Origin of the sequence: Dyadobacter sp. LHD-138, assembly GCF_030929615.1 — a bacterium.
In the GTDB taxonomy this organism is placed as follows: Bacteria; Bacteroidota; Bacteroidia; order Cytophagales; family Spirosomataceae; genus Dyadobacter.
This window is the reverse complement of sequence record NZ_JAVFVU010000022.1, coordinates 1-26,517: the sequence shown is the minus strand read 5'-3', so window position 1 is coordinate 26,517 and position 26,517 is coordinate 1. Positions and strand designations below refer to the sequence as shown.

23 protein-coding genes are annotated in these 26,517 nt (G+C 44.1%); 9 read left to right on the top strand and 14 right to left on the bottom strand.

Going from position 1 to position 26,517, the window contains the following annotated elements; all coding sequences use genetic code 11:
- Nucleotides 1-201: 201 nt before the first annotated feature.
- From RB622_RS17235 to RB622_RS17220, 4 genes are all read left to right on the top strand, one after another.
- Nucleotides 202-1,818 (top strand): sulfatase, encoded by a 1,617-nt coding sequence (locus RB622_RS17235; protein ID WP_308047825.1) that lies wholly within the window; start codon nucleotides 202-204, stop codon nucleotides 1,816-1,818.
- A gap of 118 nt (nucleotides 1,819-1,936) precedes the next feature.
- A complete protein-coding gene (locus RB622_RS17230; RefSeq protein WP_308047824.1) occupies nucleotides 1,937-2,467 on the top strand; it encodes a carboxypeptidase regulatory-like domain-containing protein in 531 nt (176 codons plus the stop codon).
- The gene (locus RB622_RS17225; protein WP_308047932.1) at nucleotides 2,352-2,900 is read left to right on the top strand and encodes a LytTR family DNA-binding domain-containing protein; all 549 of its coding nucleotides are present in this window, start codon (nucleotides 2,352-2,354) and stop codon (nucleotides 2,898-2,900) included. The genes RB622_RS17230 and RB622_RS17225 overlap by 116 nt, the downstream gene beginning before the upstream one ends.
- Before the next feature lie 86 nt (nucleotides 2,901-2,986).
- Nucleotides 2,987-3,838: an MBL fold metallo-hydrolase gene (locus tag RB622_RS17220; RefSeq protein ID WP_308047823.1), complete on the top strand. Its 852-nt coding sequence runs from the start codon at nucleotides 2,987-2,989 to the stop codon at nucleotides 3,836-3,838.
- Nucleotides 3,839-3,869: 31 nt separating this feature from the next.
- Here the strand turns inward: RB622_RS17220 and RB622_RS17215 are convergent, their stop codons facing one another.
- Entirely contained in the window at nucleotides 3,870-4,487 is a 618-nt protein-coding gene (locus RB622_RS17215; protein WP_308047822.1) for a dihydrofolate reductase family protein, read from the bottom strand.
- A gap of 319 nt (nucleotides 4,488-4,806) precedes the next feature.
- On the opposite strand from RB622_RS17215, the gene RB622_RS17210 reads away from it, so the two are divergent.
- Both RB622_RS17210 and RB622_RS17205 read left to right on the top strand, forming a co-directional pair.
- Nucleotides 4,807-5,802 carry an OmpA family protein gene (locus tag RB622_RS17210; RefSeq protein ID WP_308047821.1) on the top strand — a complete coding sequence of 332 codons (996 nt, stop codon included), beginning with the start codon at nucleotides 4,807-4,809 and terminating at the stop codon, nucleotides 5,800-5,802.
- 134 nt (nucleotides 5,803-5,936) lie between these two features.
- A complete protein-coding gene (locus RB622_RS17205; protein ID WP_308047820.1) occupies nucleotides 5,937-6,713 on the top strand; it encodes a 3-hydroxybutyrate dehydrogenase in 777 nt (258 codons plus the stop codon).
- Nucleotides 6,714-6,842: 129 nt separating this feature from the next.
- Here RB622_RS17205 and RB622_RS17200 read toward each other — a convergent pair whose 3' ends face one another.
- The 10 genes from RB622_RS17200 to RB622_RS17155 form a co-directional block, all read right to left on the bottom strand.
- Nucleotides 6,843-9,104: a DUF6259 domain-containing protein gene (locus RB622_RS17200; protein ID WP_308047819.1), complete on the bottom strand. Its 2,262-nt coding sequence runs from the start codon at nucleotides 9,102-9,104 to the stop codon at nucleotides 6,843-6,845.
- A gap of 21 nt (nucleotides 9,105-9,125) precedes the next feature.
- A complete protein-coding gene (locus tag RB622_RS17195; protein WP_308047818.1) occupies nucleotides 9,126-11,099 on the bottom strand; it encodes a hypothetical protein in 1,974 nt (657 codons plus the stop codon).
- Nucleotides 11,099-12,553 (bottom strand): RagB/SusD family nutrient uptake outer membrane protein, encoded by a 1,455-nt coding sequence (locus RB622_RS17190; protein ID WP_308047817.1) that lies wholly within the window; start codon nucleotides 12,551-12,553, stop codon nucleotides 11,099-11,101. The genes RB622_RS17195 and RB622_RS17190 overlap by 1 nt, the downstream gene beginning before the upstream one ends.
- Before the next feature lie 12 nt (nucleotides 12,554-12,565).
- The gene (locus tag RB622_RS17185) at nucleotides 12,566-15,802 is read right to left on the bottom strand and encodes a TonB-dependent receptor (protein WP_308047816.1); all 3,237 of its coding nucleotides are present in this window, start codon (nucleotides 15,800-15,802) and stop codon (nucleotides 12,566-12,568) included.
- A gap of 191 nt (nucleotides 15,803-15,993) precedes the next feature.
- Nucleotides 15,994-17,181 (bottom strand): FecR domain-containing protein, encoded by a 1,188-nt coding sequence (locus RB622_RS17180; protein WP_308047815.1) that lies wholly within the window; start codon nucleotides 17,179-17,181, stop codon nucleotides 15,994-15,996.
- Between the two features lie 196 nt (nucleotides 17,182-17,377).
- A complete protein-coding gene (locus RB622_RS17175) occupies nucleotides 17,378-17,953 on the bottom strand; it encodes an RNA polymerase sigma-70 factor (RefSeq protein ID WP_308047814.1) in 576 nt (191 codons plus the stop codon).
- 802 nt (nucleotides 17,954-18,755) lie between these two features.
- A complete protein-coding gene (locus RB622_RS17170; RefSeq protein WP_308047813.1) occupies nucleotides 18,756-19,130 on the bottom strand; it encodes a group 1 truncated hemoglobin in 375 nt (124 codons plus the stop codon).
- A 244-nt stretch (nucleotides 19,131-19,374) separates the two neighbouring features.
- On the bottom strand, nucleotides 19,375-20,238 hold the full coding sequence (locus tag RB622_RS17165; protein WP_308047812.1) for a DMT family transporter: 864 nt from the start codon (nucleotides 20,236-20,238) through the stop codon (nucleotides 19,375-19,377).
- 44 nt (nucleotides 20,239-20,282) lie between these two features.
- Nucleotides 20,283-20,975 (bottom strand): phosphonatase-like hydrolase, encoded by a 693-nt coding sequence (locus tag RB622_RS17160; protein ID WP_308047811.1) that lies wholly within the window; start codon nucleotides 20,973-20,975, stop codon nucleotides 20,283-20,285.
- A gap of 26 nt (nucleotides 20,976-21,001) precedes the next feature.
- Nucleotides 21,002-21,892, bottom strand: a complete 891-nt coding sequence (locus tag RB622_RS17155) for an alkaline phosphatase (RefSeq protein ID WP_308047810.1) — start codon at nucleotides 21,890-21,892, stop codon at nucleotides 21,002-21,004.
- A 519-nt stretch (nucleotides 21,893-22,411) separates the two neighbouring features.
- Between RB622_RS17155 and RB622_RS17150 the strand changes: the two genes are divergently transcribed.
- Nucleotides 22,412-22,984, top strand: coding sequence for an XRE family transcriptional regulator (locus tag RB622_RS17150; RefSeq protein WP_308047809.1), 573 nt, complete (start codon nucleotides 22,412-22,414; stop codon nucleotides 22,982-22,984).
- Here the strand turns inward: RB622_RS17150 and RB622_RS17145 are convergent.
- Nucleotides 22,981-24,231, bottom strand: a complete 1,251-nt coding sequence (locus tag RB622_RS17145) for an MFS transporter (protein WP_308047808.1) — start codon at nucleotides 24,229-24,231, stop codon at nucleotides 22,981-22,983. The genes RB622_RS17150 and RB622_RS17145 overlap by 4 nt on opposite strands.
- 18 nt (nucleotides 24,232-24,249) lie before the next feature.
- A complete protein-coding gene (locus RB622_RS17140) occupies nucleotides 24,250-25,335 on the bottom strand; it encodes an alcohol dehydrogenase catalytic domain-containing protein (protein ID WP_308047807.1) in 1,086 nt (361 codons plus the stop codon).
- A 248-nt stretch (nucleotides 25,336-25,583) separates the two neighbouring features.
- Between RB622_RS17140 and RB622_RS17135 the strand changes: the two genes are divergently transcribed.
- On the top strand, nucleotides 25,584-25,784 hold the full coding sequence (locus RB622_RS17135) for a rhodanese-like domain-containing protein (protein WP_308047806.1): 201 nt from the start codon (nucleotides 25,584-25,586) through the stop codon (nucleotides 25,782-25,784).
- A gap of 100 nt (nucleotides 25,785-25,884) precedes the next feature.
- Nucleotides 25,885-26,070, top strand: coding sequence for a hypothetical protein (locus tag RB622_RS17130; RefSeq protein ID WP_308047805.1), 186 nt, complete (start codon nucleotides 25,885-25,887; stop codon nucleotides 26,068-26,070).
- Nucleotides 26,071-26,304: 234 nt separating this feature from the next.
- Here RB622_RS17130 and RB622_RS30350 read toward each other — a convergent pair whose 3' ends face one another.
- Nucleotides 26,305-26,412, bottom strand: coding sequence for a helix-turn-helix domain-containing protein (locus RB622_RS30350; protein ID WP_409021607.1), 108 nt, complete (start codon nucleotides 26,410-26,412; stop codon nucleotides 26,305-26,307).
- Between the last annotated feature and the right edge of the window lie 105 nt (nucleotides 26,413-26,517).

The following is a 26,517-nucleotide window of genomic DNA, read 5'->3' as shown; positions in this document are numbered from 1 at the left end:
ACATACCCCTTATCGCCAGTCAGATTTCTAAATCCGAAACAGATTTTTAATTTGATTAACTATATTACACAACCTTTCATTCAGATTCCTGGCCAGGACAGATTATCTATTCCGTTTGAAACAGTATATTTTGCAGGAAAATGTTTTCCTTAAAGGAGCAGGGACAATTCATTAATAAACTTTCATCAATCCGATTCGGGCATGACGGGCAAAAAATCAGCTAAGATTCAATCGATACATTTGTTTGGGAACCGTGTAAATCTCTTTACCGGATTTGTTAAAATAAGCGCAGTAGTAATTTTTTTTGCGGGTATCTTTTGCAGTATTTTAGCGCATAGTCAGTCTCCGAAAACCCCTCCCAATATCGTCATTTTCATGGTCGATGATATGGGTTGGCAGGACACTGCCGTTCCTTTCTGGGATAAGAAAACGAATTTCAATAAACGTTACCACACGCCAAACATGGAGCGGCTTGCCAGAGAAGGCGTAAAATTTACTTCTGCGTATGCCATGCCCGTTTGTACGCCTTCGCGGGTAAGCCTGCTCACGGGTGTCAACGCAGCACATCATCGGGTAACCCACTGGACTTCACCTGACAAAAATAAAAATACTGATTATCCCGACTCAACACTTAATCCGGTAGATTGGAATATCAATGGGTTCAGCCCAGTCGCCGGTATAGCACATACGTATCACGCAACCTCACTCGCCACTGTTTTATCCAAAAACGGTTATTACACCATCCACGCCGGAAAAGCGCATTTTGGCTCTGCGGGAACACCCGGTTCTGATCCCTTGCATGCTGGTTTTAAAATTAACATTGCGGGAAGTGAAATAGGGCATCCGGCAAGTTATCTGGCAAGCAAAAATTTTGGAAATGCTGATGGAGGGAAACCAAACCGTAATGCCGTTCCGGGCCTGAAAGCATACTACCAAACCAAGACTTTCCTTACCGATGCCGTGACCATTGAAGCCCTCAAAGCACTGGAAAAACAGGTACAGAACAGACAACCGTTCTTCCTGTATCTGGCACACTATGCGGTGCACGTTCCGCTTGACGCCGACGAACGATTTATGGAACGATATCTCAAAGCTGGCCTTGATAGTACGGAAGCAAAATATGCATCCCTGATTGAGGGCATGGATAAAAGTCTGGGCGACGTACTTGACTACCTTGACAAGGAGAATCTTTCGAAAAATACGGTGATCATGCTCATGTCCGACAATGGCGGATTAAGCCTTACCCCGCAACGGGGAGGGACTGCCTGGACGCATAACCTGCCGCTTAAAGCCGGGAAAGGGTCTGTGTATGAAGGCGGTATCCGGGAACCAATGCTTGTTCGCTGGCCGGGCGTGGCAAAACCAAACTCCGTTGCGGACCAATATGTCATCATTGAAGATTTCTTCCCAACCGTGCTCGATATCGCCAATATTAAAAACCCAGAAACGATCCAGCAAACCGATGGCCGGAGTTTTCTGCCTATCCTGAAAAATCCGTCATGGAAAGACCAAAACCGCGAGTTGGTGTGGCACCATCCTAATAAATGGATCGGTGCCGAAGGCCCTCAAATCCATTTTGCCACCGCTTTCAGAAAAGGTAACTGGAAATTGATTTATGATTACAGAAAAGGAAAGCTTGAATTGTATGATGTAAAAAATGATATAGGGGAAATGCAGGATCTGGCATCACAGAACCCTGAAAAAACAAAGGAGCTCGCGGCACTACTTACTAAACAATTAAAAACGTGGCATGCGCAGTTACCTTCGTTTAAAAAGAATGGGAAGCAGGTTCCCTGGCCGGATGAAATAAGTCGGTAATCAACTGCGCTGAACAATTTACATTTCGTCAAGAAAACAAAGCCGCCAGTCAAGATAATTAGAGGAATAAATAGCCCATGGGTAGTTTTAGACTGCAAATCACAAAACTACTTACACTATGTGGCGCTATCAATATCTTTTTGTTTTCGTGTTTTATTTCGCTGCGACGGGGCTGGCCCGGGCACAGATTTTTGGCAACGTCCTGGCTCCCGATAAAACGCCGCTGATGGGCGGAACAGTACTGGCGCTAAATCCCGCAGACTCCGCCTATATTTCCGCAACAGTCACCAACACCAGCGGTCATTTCCTGATCAAAGATCTGAAATCCACTCCCTACATTGTTTCATTTTCGTTGGTCGGTTACAAAAAACGGATCGTCCGAATGGATACGAGTCTGCGAAACACCAGATTCTTTACCGTTGTTTTAGACGAAGAACTGCAAGTATTACAGGGCATAACCATTACCGGACAGCGGACAGCCTTCAGCTATGAAGGCGGAAAAACAAATCAAAACAACAAGCCCCGATCTGCCCCTGCTCGATATCGAAATGCCCGATATGAGCGGTACGGCATTTTTGTCGACATTAGTCAATCCCCCGAAAGTGATCATCATATCTGCCTACGAACAGTACGCGTTGCAGGGTTATGAACTCAACGTGACAGACTACCTGCTAAAACCGGTATCTTTTGCGCGTTTTCTCAAATCAGTGAATAAAGTCCACGATTTAATGACAACCGAAAAAAAACATGAAGACGATTACCTTTTCGTAAAATGCGAACACAAATTTAAAAAGCTATTCCATAAAGATATTGTGTACGTAGCCAGTATGGAAAACTATGTCGTGATCCACACCGCTACTTCAAAAAACATTGCCTACAACACCCTGAGGCAGATTAAGGACAACCTGCCCGCCCACCTGTTTATTCAAACGCACCGCTCTTACCTGGTCAATCTTGCCTTTGTCAAATCGATTGAGGGGAATGAACTGGATCTGGGCGCTGTCAAAGTACCCATTGCCCGAAACTTGAAAGATGACGTCTTCAATACCATTATCAACAGCCGTTTGGTCGTTAAAAAGTGACTTTAACCTATAATAAAGCGCAATTAAAATTCTGAATCAATTAACATAATCAACTTACCAAACAAAAGCCCATTAAATCCTCCGTTATGATAAAATATGCCCTTATTCTGATACTTTTCGCAGAACATCTCTTTGCACAAACCGTAAGTGAAAATTTGCACGTTACCTATATTGCCAATGAGGGTTTTATGTTGCAGACTAAAAGCAAAAGGGTACTTATCGACGCATTATTTACGAACGGTTACGGAGCCTTTCCTACACCAAGCCAATCGACCCTAAAAAAAATCGTCAATGCAGATCCACCTTTTGACCAGGTAGCCACCTATTTGTTAACACATTACCATGGAGATCATGCTGATTCCAAGCTGATTCGAGCCTATCTGACCCGCCATCCCGAAATGAAGCTGATTACTTCGCTACCATCCCTGGTCTTTATAGATGGCGAAGAGTTCGGCTTTGTTAAACTGGAAAAACAATTTGTGGAAATGACGCCCAAACAAAACATGAGCATTTCACAAACCATAAACGGCATTGATGTTAAAGCCATGGCCATAAAGCATCTATCATTTTTTCAAGATGGTGTCGATATAGAAAAATACATGTTCAATTTGGGATATTATGTAAAACTGGATGGTATTGGCATATTGCATACCGGTGACGCCTCTATGGAAACTTTTAAAAATTATATGGAGAAAAACACGCATCTGAAATCACCTGTCGACGTGGCGTTTGTATATTTTGATATGCTTAAAAACGGTAAGGCGGACATTGACTATCTGATGAAAACCATCAATCCTAAACATATTGTCATTATGCATGTTTGGGAAAGTGCCTATGAAGAATGGAGCCAAAAGGTTGAGGAATTGAAAAACTATTTCCCCAACCTTTGGTTTCCAAAAGTGGAGATGGAGACAAAAATTTATAACCTTGACCGGTAATATTTATATTGTTGGGTCGAACAAGCTAACGCTAATTGGCCGATGCTTCCCCGGCGTGGCCGATCGGTACTTCGCCGTTGGGTTCATAAGTGGTCATGAGTACCCCCGTAGTAGACACGGCGTGTTTGACCAATTTAAAATTTCCTGAAGCTATCCCCTCGCGAAAGAGTTTTTTCCCTTGACCCAAAATCACCGGAAAGATCCAGATATTCATCTGATCAATCAGGCCGAATCGGAGCAGTGACTGGATAAAATCGGCGCTTCCCCACATTTGCAGATCGGCTCCATCGCTGGATTTCAAAACTTTAACTTGATCAATGGTGTCGCCGTTCAGCAAAATAGTGTCCTTCCAGCTGCCCTCTTTAAGCGTTTTTGTAGCGACATACTTTTTGATCCCATTGAATTTTTCTGCAATCGGCCCCTTTTGAGACGGCCAATACGGCGCCCACAGGTCATAGGTGAAACGCCCCAGTAACAGGTCATAGTCCTGCTGCATTCGCTCAGCCATCACCTGCTGCATGCTATCGTCCCATTGTGTCGCGGACCAGCCACCGAGGTCAAAGCCGTTTGTCCTGTCTTCATCAGGTCCGCCCGGCCCCTGTATCACGCCGTCCAAAGATAAGAATTCGTTCACGATGATCTTTCTCATGATATTTCAGCATTAAAGGGTTCAAATAAGTTGGTTGATGATGCAAGTTAAAAACACCGTTTCTAACATAAGCGGTGCAAACCCGTCTCTTCCACTGGGCAAATGCGACATTAAGCTGAATTGCCACATGCTTAGCTGGGGTAAACGACAAATCATAATACCTTAGCATTAAATAGTATAGACTCAGGCGGCGGAAAATCCATACAAATGTGTGTCGTTTTTGAGCTGTTAAGCAATAGCATTATTGCGAGCCAAGAGGTAACTTGCCTGCGCAAGATATTTTTTATGAAATTTAAAAACCAAAATTTAAAGAATTAAGATGAAAAAAGGAATCCTTTTATTGGCTGCAACAACGATGATTTTATCATGTAATCAGGCTCCTAAAGAAAACCAAAACAAAGAAGTTTCAAGCGAACAGACTTCAAATAAGGAGGAAGCCAGTGAACCAGCAGGAAGTTTTAACATCGAAAACACGCCGTATTCGGATGCCGATTTAGGAGACTTCCCTTTTTTCACATTACCAAAAGGATTAAAGGCGCAAAATAAACCATTGCAAAAAAACTTCGACGTGTGTTTTTTTCCTGTTAATGGCGTGATGAGTCCTATTGAAGGTAAGCTATATAAAATAAATGTTAGCGCAGAACAGGGTGAGGAGTTCTCCCAACGATATTTTGAAAAAAGCATAGCGGATTATTTACAGTCAGTCGGAGCTGTAAAAGTATTTGATGGTGAAATTAAACGGGAAGAATATGAGCGGTACCATAAACAGGATCCCAATAAAGGAGACGAAGGAGATATTGGCTATGCAGATGAACAAATCAAATTTTATGTTATCCGTACCAAAGAGAAAGGAAATATCTATGTTCAATTTTCCGCCAATAATGCCAGCGGAAAACTAAATATTCTTCAGGAAGAAGGATTCCGGCAAACCATAACAAAGGTTACCGCTGATGAGATTGTAAAAGATCTTACAGAGAAAGGAAAATCGATTCTGTACATCAATTTCGAGGTAGATAAATCTAACATTTCAACGGACGGAAAAGAAGTAGTGAATCAAATTGGTGAAGCTCTCAAGAAAGAGGCTTCTTTAAAAATCGCTATCGAAGGACATACCGACAATACCGGTGATGCCACATACAACAAAAAACTGTCAGACGAACGCGCAAACGCTGTGCTGATTGATTTGGTAAAACAAGGTGTCGTTAAATCCCGGTTATCTGCAAAAGGTTTTGGAGCCGAGCGGCCATTGGTTGCAAATGATTCCGAGGTAAACAAAGCTAAAAACAGACGGGTGGAGTTAGTAAAAGTGAAATAATTTCGAAGTTCTTTATGTTTCTTAAAATAGAACTATGAAGAAAATTCTTAAACCTTATCCCATATAGTTTGGTAACGGGTTTTAAAATGAATCCCTAAGATTGTGATGAGCTTTATACTATTAGTCTCCAGATTATGTCCTTCCAAAAAGTGATTTTTATTACAGGCGCTGCCAGCGGCATCGGTTATGCCCTTGGAGAAGCGTTTGCACGAGACGGTGCGCGGGTTATTTTGAGCGACATGGACCAGCATAAGGTAACAGAGGCTGCCAGTTTTCTGAAACAGCAGGGGCTTGATGTGACTGGCGTGAAGTGTGATGTGACTATTGAAGATGACATCAAAAATGCGCTCGATCAAACACTTCGGGATTTTGGACAGATTGACGTACTGATTAATAACGCCGGATTGCAGTTTATCGCTCCAATTGAAGATTTCCCAACAGAAAAATTCGAACTCCTGCTAAGAGTAATGCTGACCGCTCCTTTTATTGCGACGAAGCATGTTTTCCCGACGATGAAGAGGCAAAAATCAGGACGCATCATCAATATGGCATCTATAAACGGATTGGTGGGATTTTCTGGAAAAGCAGCCTACAACAGCGCTAAACACGGCGTGATAGGTCTCACCAAAGTCACAGCCCTGGAGGGCGCTGAATTTGGGATCACCGCCAATGCCGTTTGCCCTGGATATGTAGATACGCCGCTGGTAAGGAATCAGCTGGCGGATCTTGCCAAAAACAGGCATATTGATATTGAGGATGTACTCGAGCAGGTGATTTATCCCCTTGTGCCGCAAAAGAGACTTTTATCGGTGCAGGAAATAGCAGATTATGTGCTGTTTCTGGCTAGCGACAAAGCCAGGGGTGTAACCGGACAGGCGGTCGTTATCGACGGCGGCTACACCACCCAGTGATTGTTTGAATACCAAAATCTCCACCAAGTCACTCTGTGAACGATAATAGATATACGTTATTCTGATTTTTTACAACAATTGAAAGTATGTGGAGCCGGCAATGTCTATGACTCTTGCCGGCTCATACTGCTATGGATTGGGCTCGATTTCAAGGAAGAGCGAGCTCGCGCCTGGAATTTTCAAGGAATGATCAATCTTGCCATTTGTAAAGCTGGTTAACATGTTTCTGCCGAGCGCTGTAATCCGATAAATAGTTCCGCTTTTACCTTTTAATCCATATTGATTTAAATCTAATCGAATAGCGGCGTTATAATCAGCATCAGCAATATTGGTTAAAGCAATGCCCAGGTTTTTTTTGTCCGATAGCCATACACCGCTATAAACCGTCGGATATGATTTTTCATAGTTGGTTACCTTCTCCTTTTGCCCTGCATAGATTGAAAGTTTAGAAATGGACATTTTTTGCAGTGGAATATCCATCCTGATATTTTGCATCATTTTGCCATGCAGCAAGTATTCGGCCGCTTGATTCCTGATCTTAACCAATTCATATAAATAGCCCATTTCCTTTTTGCGATCCGTATCCAGGGAAGGCAAATAATTTGATATCATGGGTTGCATACCCCAGGCAAAAGAACGGCCTTGCTCCATCAGAAACTGCTGGTTATACTTTGCATCAAGTAAGGTTAACGCGTCAGTAGGTTTCTGTTCAGCTGGCCACTTTTCGTCATACGGCGGTTTGAGTAATGATGAATAGTTCCCGTAAATAACGGCATAAGGATGGTATACGGCCTGGAAGAGCGGAATCGGTATGGTGGCGCCGGCTCCGGAGTAACGCTCTAAGCTTACCTGCAGGGCAAGAAATGCATCCAAATAAGGAAGCCACGCTTCGCTAACACCTTCTCCAGACAAGGTTATCTGATCTCTGGCGGTCGTATTTATCCTGTCTCTGATCTGCTGGGTTAGCTTTCCGGCACCTTGAGCCCAATAATTGCCACCCCCGATCTGGTGGCCGTGTTTCGTATCAAAGCACATCCGACTCAGACATGCCTGATCCATGTAAATTCCGTTAACGCCATAGGCATTTATTACCGTGTCTGCCAACCCCGTGTATTTGTCCCGCCAGGCGTTCGCTGCCAGGCACATGTTGGTGAGTGATTTTCCGGAGAAAATGTTAAAAACATGATCCGTAGTACTGCCATCCCTATTTTTGGCTGCATTTTTTATTGCCCCTTCCGCTTCCCACGATTTCGTTGATTTGCTCCACTGCATTTGATTCATGTAAACAATGGCATTAATATTCCTGGACTGCGCCTTATGAAGATCTTTCATAAAATTGTCTTTCCCATCACGTGGCGGAATATATTCAGGGAAACTGTCGTCGTAAGATGATCCATGCCACCAGTGCCAAAGTACACTGACCGGTAGCTTAATTTTCTCCTGGATCGCAGTAGCCGGATCCAACACCTCCCCGGTCCGTCCGCGGTTCCATACCCATAGACCCGTTTGTTTCAGCCAATCGGGTACCTGATTGTTTTTAAGTCTGGCGGTGTTCGCCCATTCCTGTTTTGTTCCCCAGTTTCGGTATATCTCTGCCGCCTGGAACCAATCGCCCTTAAATCCCCCGACAACTGCTTTGTATGGTATGGTATAGGTCTCGATCCCGAATTTAAATTCGGGGTAATTCATCATCTGAAAAACTAATTCGGACTGATCACTGAGTCCAAGTTTAAAATCTTTCTGGAACGCATGCGCGTCGTCACTGGCGACATAAAAACTATTTTCCCCTGGTTGGTAAACGCTGATAAACTGCATGGACAATTGTCCGGGGTAAATCCATTGAAACGTAGGTTTTTTCATCGATTTCAATATTCCGGCCGGGTTTTCATACAAATGCCCCATCCAGTTCGGGACTGCGGCGAGTGATTTTTCGCTATTTTGAATACCCCCAATAATGGGATACGTTACCGTTTCAATGGCATACGTATCAAGGCCCGAAACCTTCAATGACCAGTAACTCAGGGAGTCGTTCTGCGCAAGGCTTATCGTGGCACGCACTAAAATTCCTGCCAGCTTTGGCAGGTCCGTTCCTGACCAGATCAGCTCGAGCTGATTCTTGTTGATACGCTTTGCTTCCAATTTTTTCAGATGATGCGGCTCGATTTTGATCTTTTGTTCTTTTCTATCAAGCAGATTAATTTCCCAAAGAGAAAACGCGTCCTCATTGGTCACAACAGTTTGTCCGGATTTAACCATTTTTGACAGGCTTCCGCTTTTACCTGAAAATGTCAGTTCCAGGTAACGACTGCTCAGTTCGATCCGATTATCGTCTGCAGCACACAAAGGGCTGCATGCCAGCGCCGTCAGGGCTAGTAATAGTATAGCTTTCATAAAGGTTCTTTTTGAAATTTCTTACCGAATTCTGAAGAGGAAAGTATCTCCCTCTTTTGCATTTAAAACAAAGTTTCCATCCTGTACAGGATATTCCCTTTCCGCTCGTACATCATAGATTTTCCATGTGGGCGGTACGCTGATGGTACGTTTTCCAGCCTCCTTGCAATGCACCGTTAACCAGCCATTACCGGCATAAACTACATCATTTTCCGAACTGAAAAGATGTACGTTCGCCATGCTGAAAACAGACCGCAAATCATCCGGACGCCAACTTATTCTTCCGTCATAACGGTGCTCCAAACGATTCCCCCGGTAAACAGTTGTTCCGCTCGGATCAGTTACCAGCGACACACCTGTTTTTTTCTGAAGCAATCGGATCGTCTTTTTTTCAGGCGGGGTAAGCTCGTGCAATCCCAGATACCATATCACCTTATACCCCTTGTTCGCCAGTGAGTCCAGATCCGAACGCAGGAAAACATCAAAACTGGTTCCGCTGTTACCCAATGCGTACCGGTTGGCCAGCAAACTACCCGTTACTTTGCCCAGACTGGCATCATAAAATTGCAATTTTTCATCAACAATCACGGCCACTTCCGGCTTATACGTGCTCTGGGTATTTTTGCTGTTGTTCCCAAAGTTTTCGGATAACAAATTAGCTTTTTGAAATACCGACAGCAGCTTTGGATCACTAAACCAACCGCCCCACATATCGAACCACCATCCTCCATAGCCATAGGCCAGCATGCGACCCGCATTTTTCCAAAGATAAGAAGCCGACCGTTCCATGGATTCGGGGCCTTTCCATACTCCGGAACTATACCAATCTCCCGTGGGATTGATCTCCGGTGCAACATCTTTCAAATAGCGGGTCAGGGCAGTTCTTGTGTCATTTTCCGCCATCCACAGTTTGCCATGCAACTGTACGGATCGTATAGCCGCCATGGGCATCCAGTCGACCCCGGTTTCCCGTCGATAGTCGTTAGGGCTTGAAAGATAATCCAGTGTGGGACATTCCAAAAGCTCGGATAGAGAACCGTGCCCGCGACGCGGATCATGTACAAAGAGATGATACCCATAAAACGCGCCTGTCAGCAGCTTTCCATTGCTATTCTCTTTAACCAGTTTGGAAAAATAGGATATATTTTCAACAATGACACTGGTGTGAAAAGCATAAGCGTCTAAGCGCCTTTCATTCCCCTTTTTCAGGACCAGTCCATCCCCTTTAATCCTTCCACTGATATCCGCTATTGTTGCATTTTCGAATGTAACTGAAGGCAGCTTCCAGGCTTTCTTTAACGAAGAAACTTTGTTTTTATACTTGACGCGCAGCCACCTTCGGAAATGGTTGTTTCTAGCTATACTCTCGTCATAAAAGTGTTCCCCATAATGATAAAACCACTCCTCCGTCCCCCCACCTGCCACATGGACACCAATGAGGTTTGCGTTAAAGGGCGAATTTTTAATCCAGGTAAGTAAGGCCTGCAATGCCATACCGGCATCCTGCCTCCACTTGTCCGACGAGAAGCTCACCCGCAGGCTTTCTCCGGAGGGCAGTCTGCAAACCTCAGAAGGATTCCGCTCCTCCCACCAACGTGGAGGATCCAGATGTATCCGCACGATTACTTTGGCGTCCTTCTTTACCCGTGTAAGCGCTTCAAATTCCTTCTGAATGATGGTGAAATCAAATTTGTTTTCCGCCAGCCAGAACGAGGGTCTAAACGGTTTGATCCCCGATGTTGAATTGATCCCCTGGTTGCCAAGATAGGCCGGAAGGCAAAAAATATCCACACCCTGGTCCGCTACTTCCTTGTAAAACTTGCTTTGCCCCAGATAAGACATATAGGCAAACGGAGGTACCCGACGCTCATTGATCCAAAGCTCAGGTAGTCCCGCGTTGCTTTTGACAGAAGCGGTATTTAGAAAAGACTGTCCATTGCAAACCCATGCGTCGGCTAATCCCAGTAACGTCAAAAATAGTGTCAGATACCGCATCAATAGCCCGGGTTTTGATCAGATTGCGCAATGAACGGATTGGTATCGATTTCCTGTTGAGGAATAGGCCAGAACAAGTGTATATCTTTAACTTCCTTTCCCAGATTCTTCAGAATGGTCGATTTGATCTTATCGGTCCGTTTTAAGTCCAGCCATCTTTTACCTTCCATGAACAACTCATACGCCCTTTCCGTAAGAACGGTATCAATAAATTGTTCTACATTCCACCCGGCTGCCTGATAGTCTATCGGCGAGATACCCGTTGCCGGATATCCGTAAGCACGCCTTCTAATTTTATTGAGACTTTCTATACCCGCAGCGGTGGGGCCGTTGTTTAAACGGGCATCGGCTTCTGCATGAATTAACAGCACATCGGCATACCTCAAAAAGGGATAATCATTCGCATGGCCAACAGAAGTCGGGGCTGCGGAATCCCGCCATTTACTAAATAGCACAGGGGTAGAAACAGGCAGTTTCTCAATCTTTCCGGTTTTTCGGTTTTCATATTCCGTAAAGACATTCCATTGTTTTCGAAGATCCTTAGGATCCCAGCTGTTCAGGAATTTATTGTCGAGTGTAGAATAAATTACGTAATTCCCAAACGGAGAAAACTTCGTTTCACTCCATAATAAGTTACTCGGCCACTCCCACCCGTTTTGGTTGTTAAACTTGAGGTAAAACACCTCCTCAGAAGTACCGTTGGCTCCTGCTCCAAAAATTTTGTCCCAATCATCCAATTTGTTAACGGCAACCAGGCTGTATATCTTGGCGTTAATCACTTCTTCGGCCTTTGCCTTCGCTGGTCCCCATTGACGATTGGTTAAATACACTTCGGCCAATAGACTCGAAGCAGACCATTTGCTGGGTTTCCCATACACTTCCGGACTTGGAGGCAGATTTATTTCCGCATACTGCAGATCTTCGATGATCGCTGTATAAACTTCCGCCACGGGCTTTCTTGCCGATTCCGTGGTAATGACGTCAAGATACAAAGGCACCGGCCCCCAATGCCGAACCAGGTGGTAGTATACCAATGCCCTCATGAACCTGGCCTCCGCAATCAGCGCCTTCTTGACGGACTCATCAGCCTCAATAGCCGGGATATGGGAAATAGAAATATTCGCATTCCGTATGCTGGTATAGAATGCCGTCCAAATTGCCGCTACGCGTGTAATGTTGGTAACATCCAGTCCTTTGTATTCACCGATAATCAACGTAGAACCTCTGCCCTCAGCATAATCGGCCATAATTTCCGTTTGCAAAAAATAGGGTCCCACAAAGGTCCCGCTTCGTAGCGGACCATAGATAGCGGTTAACGAAGATTTAGCGTCTTCGAGCGTTTTGTAATAGTTCGCTTCGGACATTCTGTCTCTTGGCACTTCGTCCAAAAAGCCCTGGCATGCGACCAGAAGAAAGAATGGTATTATATATAGAAGTTTAGCTGGCGTTTTCATTTTTGATAAATCTTAAAATTTTAATTTTAAACCCACCATGAACGTTTTGGCATCGGGATAACCAAACTGATCAATACCCTTGGATATACCAGCACCTCTGGTATTCACTTCCGGAGAATAGAACGTATAGTTGGAGATTGTAAACAGATTTTGGGCAGCTACATAAATTTCAGTACCGCTAAAAAGCCCATTACGCAAACCATCGAAGGTATAGGACAGTTGAACATTTTTCATTCTCAAAAATGAAGCGTCTTCAATAAACCTGTCTGAACCCAGGTAACGTGTCGTTTTGCTAATTTTAGGATAACGCGCGTTTGTATTTTCCGGTGTCCAGTAGTTGTTCAGTACGTCACTGATCTGATTAATTCCGAAGCTAAACCCATCCCCAATATTTGACAGGTTATAGTTCAGTATATCTTGTCCCTGAATGGCAGTGACGACGAAATTAAGATTGAAATTTTTATAACGCATCGTTGAATTTAAGCCAACAATGAAATTCGGGTTGGGGTCGCCGATGATGGTTCGGTCCAGTGCGTTAATCGCGCCGTTGTTATCCAGATCCTTGTATACGATTTGCCCTGCCTCGTTATATCCATTCTCCACATACCCGAAAAATACGCCGATCGGATATCCTTCCCTTACCAAACTCATCGCCGGGAGCGTGTTTCCTAAAACCTCTCCAAAAATATCCGCCCCTCCGTTGAGAGAAATAACCTTGTTTTTATTACGTGAAAAATTCACCCCCAGATTCCATTTAAACGGCCCTTCAAACAAGTAAGCGTTCAGCGCTACCTCGTAACCGTTGTTCTGCACATTTCCTAAGTTTTTGACCATCGCACTGTAACCAGTCGAAGGCGAAACGCGTACAGAGTTCAAAAGGTCGCGGGTATTTTTCCGGTAATAATCAACGGTCAATTGCAGCCTGTTTTTAAAGAGACTCAGATCTAGTCCCGCGTCGAACTGTGTCGTGGTTTCCCATTTCAACCGCGGATTTGGCTGCAGGAACCCCGGAGCAAACCCAACATAGAGATTTTGGTCAAATACAGCGGTTACATTGCTAAGTACGGATAACGACTGGTAGGGTGAAACAGCCGTATTTCCCGTAACGCCCCAGCTACTCCGCAGCTTAAACTCTCCGACCACAGAGCGGATATCTTCCCAGAACGCTTCCTCATTCAATTTCCAGGCAATGGCAGCGGATGGGAAATAGCCCCATTTGTTGGCTGCACCAAATCTGGAAGAACCATCAGCCCGCACACTTCCCGTAAGGAGATATTTCCCTTTGTAGGCATAATTTATTCTCCCTAATCCCGACAACAGTGAATAATCGTTGAAGCTGGAATTGGGAATGCCCGGAGAAGATCCTGATTCTAAACTATAATTTTCGAGTGTATTTGTTAAAAAGCCCGTAGCACTGGCAGACAGGTCCCGGCTGGAATTCTGCTCGCTCATCAATCCTGCTAACAGACTGATATCATGTCCCTTTCCTAAATCTTTATGATAGGTAAGGGTATTTTCGTTAATGATATTTTGCGACTCTAAGTAGGTTATGGATGCGCTTCCTTTGGCTGTGGGCTGGAAAATATTTGGCGAAAAGAAATCTGTTCTGGCGAGTGCATACTGTATCCCCCCTGAGGTTCTAAAAGTAAAATCATTCAGAAATTTCCATTCAACATATAGATTTGCCAAAAGTGAATTATTGATGTTGGCATTCTTCCGTTCCAAAGCCATGGCCACAGGATTTTCTGCGATGTCAGGGCTAAAGGAGTACTTGCGAACATTGCTGTATTTGCCAGAAGCATCTCTTACGCCTACCGTTGGGGGTGAAATTAAAGCGCCGCTCAGGACACCGGCTCCTCTTTCCGAATTCTCGCTAAACAGAGAATTAGATTCTCTCCGGACCATGATCGTGTTAAGGCCCATATTCAGGTTCTTTGAGATTTTATGCCCTATCGCGCTTCTTAGCTGGTATTGTTTATAGTAAGAATTAATAATTATGCCTTTCTCATCGAAATAACTACCAGAGATATTGAAGTTGGTTTTGTCATTCCCCCCGGAAACAGACAGCGTGTGGTTTTGTATGGCAGCACTTCGAAAAATCTGGTCCTGCCAGTCGGTGCCTTCGCCCATCGCACTGATTTCGGCATCTGTAAAAAAGGGCGTTTCTTTATCGTTAGCCGCCCGTACGTTTGCCAATTGTGCAAACTCTTTGGCATTTAACATGTCAATTTTTTTTGTTACGGATTGAATCCCAAGATAACCGCTGTAATCGACTCTCGTTTTACCGCTTCCCTTTTTAGTCGTGATCATGACCACCCCATTGGCTCCCCGGGAACCATAAATGGCGGTTGCCGAAGCATCTTTCAGAATTTCCATGGACTGAATGTCATTCGGATTAATACTGCCAACTGAAAGAGCCATGGGCAGTCCATCCACTACATACAAAGGCTCATTACCCCCGATGATGGAGTTCCCTCCCCTCACCCTTACACTCAAACCACTGCCAGGCGCACCCGAATTCTGCAAAACCTGCACACCGGCGGATAACCCGGTTAGCGCCTGTATCGGGTTACGGATAGCCTGTGCCTGAATTTGCTCTCCTTTTACAGAAGATACCGAGCCGGTAAGATCACTTTTTTTGACACTACCGTATCCCACCACCACCACTTCATCCAGCGCCTTATTATCGACCTGCAGCATTACTTCCAATGCTGTTTGCGCGCCTACCTGGATCTCTTTTGACAGATACCCAACAAAACTAAATATCAAGACCGGACTACCGTCCTCCACTTCCAACCTGAAAGTTCCATCCACATTGCTGGTAGTACCCTGTTGCGTTCCCTTGACCACAATACTCACTCCAGGCAGCTCCTCCCCTTTTTCATCCGATACCTTTCCTTTAATTTCCTGCTTTAATACCTCAACTTTGGGCTTGACTTTTATGGATTCATGCATTTTGGGTTTTACCACAATTATTTTGTCTACCAGGGTGTAGGTTAATGGCTGGTTTGCGAAACATTCGTCCAAAACCTGCTCTAAAGTCCCCTCAGATATATTCATGGTAACGGGCTTGGCCCGTTTGAGCAGCTCATCGTTGTAGATAAACTGGTAACCGCTTCGTTTTTTAATCATTTTGATCACCTGTTCCATGGGTGTTTTCTCCACGGAAAGCGATATTTTTTGCGAAATGGCGGCGGCACTGACCTGCATACAGGCCACCAGGGTGATAAGGACAACACTCAATTTCATCGCAAATAATATTTTAAATGGGATACGACGAAGCCTTTGGCCACATTTGCATCGTAGCTTTTTTTTCATAATTTTACAAAGTTTGGGTTTAGAAATAGTTTATGGTTCGCACTGTACAATTCATTTACAAGCCCTGATCCTACCGGTAGCGTGGCAGCGCTATCGGTTTTTTCATGCCTGAAATGTTTTACCTATTGGATTTCCTGAATAGATATCTTTTTTCCTTCAATTTCAAATTTTAGTTCGCCCGACATTTCCAGAATCCGGAGCACCTGAGACAAGGAGTTATTGCGTGAAATGACCGCAGTAAAATGTTTATCCGGAATTAACTGTTCGTCTTCAACCTCAACATCATACCAACGTTTCAACTGACGCAGGATACTGCTCAGGTTTTCACTCTGAAACTGGAAATAACCATTTTTCCAGGCAACCGCTTCATCGGTATCCACATTTCTGACCTGTATCCGATCACCCATCATTACCTGCTGACCTGGCACTATGATTTTGTTACTGATTCCATTGCCAACCTTCACAGAACCTTCTAACAACGTGGTCTTTGAAGCCCCCTCATTGGCATAGGCCATCACGTTAAAATGAGTTCCCAGTACCTCGACCCTGGTTTTTGGCGCCTGTACCACAAAGGGCATATGCGTGTTTTTGGTAATTTCAAAATATCCTTCACCCGTTAAATTCACCGTGCGCTCGGATCCCGAAAAAGCCGTTGGAAAATGCAGCGAGGATTCCGAATTGAGCCATACCTTACTACCATCCGGCAAGACAACATGGTACTGTCCTCCTGCTGGCGTGCGGATTGTATTGTAAGAAATCTCTCCGTTACCCTGCTGATTAAGAATTTCATATACAATCTGTCCGTCTTTTTTGCTGATCCGAATTCCGTTTTTTTCATTAACAGTGCCATTGGCCATATCTTTCAGCACCAGGACAGAACCATCGGCTAAGGTGAGCGTTGCTTTATTTTCACCGGGTAAAACATCCTTTGTGAGAACAGGCGTCTCAACCTTTGCCATCTGCAAACTCTTATCTTTATACGCAAGATAAAATACTAGGTATGAAAACCCTACCGCCAATACGGCAGCAACATACTTCCAGTATTTCACGATGGACACCGAGCGCTGCTTCGGCGATTCGTTTATAGCATTTGTCAAATTTTCCCAGGCTGCCTCTTTATTCACTGTCGAAAAAAAGTGAAGGTCATCAGTCTGAACTTCTGGATTTTCCATATCATCCAGCAATTGCTGGTTCTTTTTATCTGCATCCGTCCATAACCGAAGTTGCTCAATCTCCTCATAAGAAAGATCTCCTTTCAGATACCTGGAAATTAAGTCTGCCTTTGCGAACGGATCCCCCTTCTTTGCCATATCAAAAATTTAATTATAATACTAAGACGACATCAGAGGCAAAAGGGGTGAAAGAAAATAGAAATAAAAATGATTTATTTTTTTGGAGAGCCAAATACCCGTATGAGATCTCTGACGGGTGACCCATGTTACGCTCTTATGATGAAGGAAAATATTCTTAAACCAATACAACCCAACAAATGGTGGCGTATCACTGTTAGCAAGACAGTAAGAATAGTAAAAAACTGAATGCCCTGGACGCCAGTTTCAATCTAAGTAATTGAAGTGCACGTTGTTTCTGCGTTTTAACGGTGTTGATGGATATCCCCAATTCCTCAGAAATTTCCTGATTCTTTTTGCCCAGGAGATAACTCATTTCCAATACTTTCCTGCACCCAAGTGGTAACAACGCAATGGCATTGAAAATCTCCGATAAAACCTCCGCACGAATAATGTCATTCTCTATATCACTTTCTTCAATCGGATCGGCATCAAGCTGATCCCGAAATTTCCGGACCACCGTTCGATGCTTTAATATATCCATGCAGGTGTTTCGCGCAGTTGTGTACAAAAAACCCTTGATCACATTGGGTTCACTACCAACCTCTCCTTTGCAATTCCAGTAACTTATGAACGCATTTTGAGCCACATCTTCTGCCTCTTCCTTATTCCCCAGCATCTTGTAGGAAAAGTATACCAGACCCGTATAACTCATGGAAAAAACCGATGTAAAGGTCAAATCATGCGCTACATTGCTGTGCGAAAATAACGGCTTACAATCCAATGAGTCCATAATAGACAAGATTTAAGGATATCCCATTCGGGTATATCTAAGAATTGATAGATTCCTCGTGTGAAATTTTCATCGAAAGTACTAGTTTTTATAAAAATTATAACAATTTAAAACTGGTATTAACCAGTCAAACCCCAATATAGATCATTTTAACCTTAGAAAATTGAATCGGTTGACAATATACTCCCGAATTTTCTACTTTTTCTCATGAACCACCTGGTTTAGTTCTCTAAATTTTCCTATCTCAAATGAGCCGCCAAAATTTGTCATGAACATAAAGAATTCTGGACCGATCCTAGCCGATTGTTTTGGTTTGTAGAAATTTTGCTTGGAGACCGTATTTGAAAATTTCCAGGATATAACGCCTTGGGGCGGCGGACTCTCACAGTTCAAATACAGCAAATTTGTGCTCGTGCAAAATGAGATACCATACGGAAATCGTGAATCTCCAGTGTGAGGAAGACAAGAAAATAACCCCTACCTTCCTAGTCAATTTTCACGACCCATTTAAATTGACAGGAGTATGGAAAAATACCAGCTTGGGAAAAAACTTTCGTCAGAACATCGGCTATCTTGCGGGCCTGGAATTTAAACCATTTCCTAGAGAGAATTTTAAACTTTTTGGATATTATTACAGGAATACCCTTAGGTTCAGGCATGCTGTGGCGGAAGCCAATGAGCGGAAACAATCAAACTTTTTTCTTTCGGCGTCCTGTATTTCGTAAATGCATTGTAGGATTGAGGGCCTAGATAAAAATTCAAGCAATAGCATATCAAATCCGACATGCTATCTTAAAATTACTTATTTAGCAATTATCATGTCTTTCAATGACCAGAGGACAGCCAGCACATCTTTTTTTGATTCTTCGTCAACGTTATGTTTATCTAATACCATCAAAATGTCATCAACAACGTGCATGTATTCAGTGGGATTTATGTTCATTCCCCTATGCGTGGTAAGCATGTCTCTTCCAGAGTAGGTTACAGGTCCGCCACTTCCAGCGCTAAAAAAATCAATCGAGTGCTGCTTGATTAATGCAAATTTTTCAGGCTGTTCTTTGTAGGGTAAAAACCTGGCGCAGATTGCCGGGTTATTCATATGTGCCTCAACAGCATCGTTAACAATTTCTGTGATACCTTTGGTACCACCAAGTCGCTCAAAAAGAATTTTAGTCATGATCGTTCTTTTTAATTTGTTTAACAATTCATATGATTTGTACAATCCCTAACCAGGGAAACATAATCGTTTATCTGGACAGGCCGAAACTGCTAACCAAAACCAATGAAAAGATACTGATTATAAGTCAGATAGCTGATTTTTAATTATTATTCGGCCATGTTATTTATTGAGTGGTGATCAGAAGTTTTTTTTCGGTAGGTACATAAAAATAACCACCTGAGCGCTTCTTTGCCGAACTGATTCAACTTAAACCCAATGCAATAATGCCGCATAATATTAACGCGCTGGCAACCAGCCTTCTTTTTCCATGTTTTTCATTGAAAACGCGTGACCCCATAAATACTCCCAGTAAAATGCTGGTTTCCCTGGCCGGTGCGACGACTGTTAATGGCGCGTGTTTCAATGCTTCCAGCACCAGTATATACGCCGCCGGACTCAGTACAGCAATGGCGACAATGGTCCATTTGTGCATGTTTACCGCTCTTTTCAGCTCTTCCTTTTGTGAAACAATGAATGGAAAGAGTATAATGGCGCCAAAAAGATTCGTCTCAAGTGTGAGCGTCAAAGGAGAAACTGCATAGAATTTTACCGCAATGGTGTCATTGATGGTATACAAGGCAATAAACAAGCCGGTAAGCACACCATAGATGAGACCGGTAGCTATTTTGCCGTTCTCCTCCTTTTTCAGGCTAAGCCCGGTGATCAGCAATACGCCCGCAATAATTAACAACAAGCCCAAAGTTGTAAGCAAACTTAGCCGCTCACCCAAGAATAGAATGGCTGCCACCGATGAAAACAGCGGTCCTGATCCCCGGGCAAGCGGATACACAACCGAAAGATCAGCACTTCTGTAACCTTTTTGTAATACAGTGTAATACGCAAGATGCAGCACCGAACTGCTTAAAGAAAACCAGGAAAGAGCCTGTGACCAAATTACTTCACCCCTGTTAATTTGAAAAAGCACGATTGGCAAATATACAATACTGCTCACGCAGTAGACCAGCCAGATAAAAGGAATCCTGCCTTGCGTTTTTTTGGCAAGCAGGTTCCAGCAGGCATGTAAAATAGCTGCGGTAAGTACCAGTGCTAAAACATAAAAACTCATTTCCGGTGGTTAAAAAGCCTTTGTTCAACAAGTCCGACATCCGCTCATACGGGTTGAGCAACGGCCAAACGATCAATGATAGGTATTAATTCTGCCAGGTCATCGATCACGAAATCCGGATTTGCCTCACTGAGCTGCCCATGCGTGTGTGCCCCTGTGGTTATGCCAACGCTCAAACGGCAACCCGCATTCCTCCCCTCCTCGATATCGATTGCCGAGTCTCCTACCTTCACCACTTCATCTGCGTTATGAATACCCAGCTTGTTCATTGCCCAGAAAATCATATCCGGGTCCGGCCGGTTTTTGTCGACGTCCGACGCCGTGACGAGACAATCGAAATGCTCACCTTCTTTCCAGCCGATTTTCCCAATCAATCCCTCTGCAATTTCTCGGTTGTAGCCCGTATTGAGTACAACCCAGATGCCTCTATCTTTCAGCGCGGCAAATATTTTGCTGGTGTTGCGCTGCTCGGTGACATTTAGTTCTTTGTACGCATCTTCAAGCAGCAAAAGAAAATCTTCAAAAATCTGTTCCGACAGTGACGCATCAGCGATTTCTTTTGACGCCAATACACTTCTGATCGCCGCCAGCTTTTCCTTGCCTGCGCCCTGTGCCAGCACTTCATCCAGCCTAAAATCAAAACCGCGCTGGTTGATAGCCAGCATCAGCGTTTTGTACACCACGTTGTTTTCATCGACCGTCGTACCAGCCATATCAAAAACAGCCATTTTTATCATTTGTCTCTTATTTAGAATTAAAAATTTTACTTAAAAGCCGTTTTTACCGGCCGGCCGATCCAAACCTGCGGTTGCTTCAATTTGAATAGGGCAGCAATAGTGGAAGCTGTATCAAAAGTCATGACACTTTCCTTTATTTCATTTTTTTTACGGATTCCCGGGCCTGCAATGATCCAGGGGATCTGCATTTCCTGCATGCTAATAGCACCGTGGCCTTTGTTGATACCGCCATGATCAGCTGTAAAAATGATCGCCGTTTTGTCCATAATACCCGCTTCCTCGATGCTTTTAATAATACTGCCTATGTGCGTATCGGTACGTTCGATGGCCGCATAGTATTCCGGCGTCCCGTGTCCTGCATTGTGCCCGACACTATCGACATCGTGCAAATGGATGAAAAGGAAATTGGGTTTCTTTTCTTTAATGTAGGAAGTGGCAGCCTTCGTCAAAGCAATGTCACCGTCGCAGTTCTGGTCTTTGTTCACGGCTTTTTTAGGGAATAAATAACCGATACCGTCCCACTCGTAAATCACGCCGATCTCGCTTTTTGGCCTTTCTTTTCTTAATAAGCCATAAACCGTCGGGAACATGCCGTACTCGTCCAATTCTCGGGCAGGCAGGTCGGGCGACTGGCTGCCCCATTTGGTATACCCGTGCAGCTCGGGACCAGCTCCCATCACCATCGAAGCCCAGTTGGGCGCGCTTGAAGAAGGCAAAACGGTGCGCGCATTCAACGTCCAGGAACCTTCCTCCATGAGCTTGCGCAGGTTGGGCGCTTTTGCTTTGTCAAAGGCATAAGCGCCGAAACCGTCCGAGCCGATCAGGATCACGTGCTCGATCTTGCCTTGCGCAAAAGCGGCTTGAAAACAAAATAAAGATAAAGGGATCAGGAATAGTTGTCTAAAAAATGATTTCATCTTATTATCAGCGGTTTAATATTTCGTAAATATCAAAAATGATGTTTATTATATTGATTTTTGACAGTACCATCTTCATAAAGTTGAAGAAATGTGCCTCCAGGTGCCATTACTCAGATCGTGGACTACCCTCTGAAAGAAGTGGTTCACGATCTTCCTTTTGAACAACCTTCGACCCTTTTGGATTGCAGGATATTTCAATCAAATAAAAGTTCTCATAACTTGGAAATCTTTTGTGTAAGCATTGATACAATAAATTAAAAACGAAACAGGGTATTTTAGGATGCTGTGTATATTTCCGATAATGGTCTGACCCGGGCCCCGGACTTATACTATTATCTTAAATCAAAGATAAAATGAAAAATTGTTTATTCATACTAAACATATATCAAATATTTATTAACTATGAATTGTTCCCATGATTTAAAAACAACATAATTGTGTCGCCACGCAGGTTTGGAAGCTTATTAGTTTTTAACTATTTGGCTCTATGCCAGATTTTTTTACTATTCTTGCCAAATGGATGGATTTTTTATTCTAGAGGTTGGCCGCCGCATTAAACAGAAAAGGCTGGACAAGCGAATGACCCTACAGGAACTGGCCGACAAGTCCGGTGTGAGCAAAGGATTGGTTTCACAGGTCGAAAACGGTCGCACGATCCCGTCGCTGCCGGTCATGCTAGGCATTATCCGGTCACTCGAAATTGAGGTCAGTGCATTTTTCGATGGCCTTAGTTTATTGGAACCTACCATATTGGTCAACAGGAAAAAAGATTACGCTCCGTTTGAGAAAGAAGACGCCAAAGGCTTCAATTATACCCGTATCATGATGCGTAACCTGCCTGCCAGCACCATTGACTTTGCGCTTCTTGAGCTCAGCACCGATTCCTTCCGCGAGGAAGTGACTACCGATGCATACGAATTTGTATATATTGTTAAAGGACAAACCGAATATCTTGTCAATGGTCAGACTCTTATTTTAGAAGAGGGTGATTCCATATTTTTTGATGGCCGCCTGCCGCACGTTCCTAAAAATACCTCTGATCAAAGCTGTATGCTGCTGGTTCTGTATTTTTTCGACCAAAACAACTAACTACGATACGCTATATACGCCACCTTCCCTACCGTCGAAATAGCTCCCGCTGAAAGCAGGCAGATCAATGCGATGATCAGGAAAATATGAGAGCTATTTCCCGTGATGTCTATAACCCTGCCGAGCATGGGCTCTCCCAGTGCGGCAAAAACGTAACCGCTCATATTCATCAAACCGATCCCGGTACCCGTTCGCTGATTACCTAGCATCTCCGGGCATAATGTCCAAAAGTTGGCTTGCGGCCCGTAGACGAAGAAGCCTGCCAGTAACATGAACATCGCCTGCAAGGCAGTATTGCCGGCTGGTGTAATAAAAATCACCAGCGCTACCAACGCGCTGGAAAGCATACCGAAACGGATGGAAGCGACGCGGTTTCTTCCGAAAAGCGTATCAGACAAATTGCCAAAAGAAACAGCGCCAGCCGCCATTCCAACCGGAAGCAGGAAGGTCACCCACAAATTGTGCGGATTGTCTTTCCAGTTGCTTCCCAAATAATGAACCGGCACCCAGAATATAAAGCCATAGCGTGCCATGCTTTCGAAGCCAAATGCAAGGGTGACTCTTAAAAAGCTGGTATTTCCCATGACCTCTTTGTAACGTTGCAGCCAGTTCTCGTTATGCTGTCCGTCTTTTAAGGTATGATCCTCGTCGGGATTTTCAAATCCAAGATCTGAAGGCTTGTCTTTTGCGAAAATCAGGAATAGCGTGGAAGTAACCAGCAAAAGCAACACGGGCAACCTGAAAAGCATCCGCCACTCCATATTTTCTTTTAAAATCAGAATAGAAAACAGGTAAGTGACCACAGAAGAAAGACCTGCTGCCATCGTATAAAAGCCGAACGCCTTTCCCTTCTCTTCTTTTCCCCACCAATTGGAGATGATTTTTCCGCCCGGCGCCCAAGCCATCGATTGGAAAAACCCGTTGAGGGCCCAGAGTACCATGACCCAACGCAACGACGGGGCAAAGCTTATGGCTACATTGGCGCCGATCGAAAGATACGCTCCCAAAGGCATCATGATTCGGGCACTGAACCGGTCGGCCAGGTTGCCGTTCACAAACTGCCCGACCGCATACCCTATCAGCATCGCGAAGCTGATCCAGCCAATGGTGGCAAAAGGCACATTGAAGTCGGCAGCCATACCGTGCGCCGCCCAGCCGAAGTTGTGACGACCCGTGTAGAAAAACAGGTAGCAAACCATCGTGAGCAGTAACATCTTCCACTGCTGTCTGCGAAAAGCATTAACCATAATCCTCTTTTTTGTGATTTATAAACGAATCCCTACCCTCAGCGGTTTGTGTGCAAGGGCATATTCAAAAGCCGCCTGTGCCTGGGAAAGCGTAAACTCCTTCCCGATTATTTTGTCAAAAGGAAAATCCTTGTGACAACGCCCGATAAATTCGACCGCAGCTACAAAATCCTCATAGTTGTAGTTGTGCAATCCCTTAATCGTAATGAGCTTCCGCACGATCTGCTCGGCATCGCATGCCACTTTACGGGCAGTAAAAACGGCCCCGACCCATATGGCAATACCGCCAACCCGCAGGGAATTAATCCCCATTTCCATCGCATCCGGTGCTCCGCTCATATCGAACACAACATCCATATCTTCTGGCGAAGGCTGAAGCTGATCGGTGACTGCGTTCACCTCGGAATGCCCCAAGAGATAAGTGTCACCTGCGCCGAAAGCCAATGACTGACCGAGACGTTGGCTATTAATATCTGCCGTTAAAATCATAGCAGCGCCCGCGTCCTTGCACATGGCAGTGCATACGATACCCAGTAAACCCAGGCCCGTGATAAGAACACGTTTGCCCCGAATATCTCCTGCAAGCCGTAAAGCGCCAGCTACCGTGGCAATTGCACAGTTGATCGTTGCCGCAACAGCCAGCGGTACATCACCAGGAATTCTTAATATCGCCGTATTCTCCTTCAATATGCAATATTCGGCCAACCCGCCGTGAAACGCATCCTGATCCGTTAACTGGGCATGGCCATATTTAAACAATCCAGAGGCTTTTTGCGGCATTCCCTTCAACGCTTCCGCCGACTGCGGATCCGACGAAAAGATACACCAGGTTACTACATCCCCTACCCGAAGCGGATTACCAGCGTAATCCCGACCAGTGTGCCCGGATCCGATCTCAACTACTTCCCCTACAATCTCATGCCCGAGTACGGTAGGCGTTTTCTCATGCCTTACCCCACAAAAAGTGTGGAGATCGCTCCCACACAGGGTAGTATAAAGATTTTTGACCAAGACCTCAGCGTGGCCTATCTCAGGAATTTGTTTTTCAATCAGTTCCAATTCTTCTCCTACACCGGTAAATACAAGTAAACTAGCCAAAGTCATAAATTATTGATGTCAAGTAAATTTCGAGTCAAAGGTAAAAAGCTAGATGTTTATTAATACTAAACATTAGTTTAATAAATTGTTAAGATGTGATGTATTCAGAATTTATCTTTTATTGCTTCAAAAAGTTAAACCGGCTACGAATTTCTAAATCCTGTCTTCGATCAGGCATTATATCGTTATCTTACCAGCCCAACGGGTCTTTTCAAATTCTGACAAATAAAAAGCGATTACACCTAAGCAGCCGAATGAATAAAAACATAACAATTCGTGATTTTTTCAAGTTAGCCATTGTACTTGCCGATGTAAGAACGCCCGCTGAATTTGAGCACGGACACATACCAGGAGCATTTAATTTACCGCTTTTCAGTAATGAAGAAAGAGTTATTGTCGGTACAACGCATAAACAAATTGGAAGGAACAGGCCATCCTGCGGGGTTTTGATCTAACCGGACCTAAGTGGTCGGGCTTTGTTAAGGATGCCTTGCAGATGGTTCCGGATAAAAAATAGCCGTTCATTGCTGGGCCGACGGAATGCGCAGCGGGGTCATGGCATCGGCACTTGATCTCTACGGATTCGAAGTGTACCTGATAGAAGGTGGTTGTAAGCATTATCGAAGATGGGTGCGCGATCAGTTTGAACAGCAGTATCAGCTTGTCATTTTAGGAGGTATGACTGGTTCTGGTAAAACAAGGATCTTACAGCAACTGCAAAATCTGAATGAACACGGATAGTTTAAAGCCTAAATTATAATCACGTTGACTACGCCTTTTTACTGATAATGAACATGCTCCCATCATAAGTCAAATTTGTGTCAACTTATTTCAGGACGAGACAGTTTATGATTAAAAGGCCAGCAATTTTTTGTATATTTTTCTAATACTACGGCTCCCATTTTGCTTCATTTATAGCAAAAGTAGTGGCTGTGTTTAGCCAATTGGTATCACAAAAAATATATGGAACAAGACTTACTTGAAGGTTTTGCGGAATGCTTCGGGCGAATGATTGGTATGCTTTTTAAAAAAGCGAATAAAGTAGGAAGGGTCTTCAAATCCTAAATCGAGAGACTGTAAAATGAACTCTGTCTAAAAGTTTTAACTTTAAGACAGAACATGGAAAAGACGGAATTCGAACAGATGCGCGATAAGGCGCTCGAACAGTTGATGAAAGGACAATCATTA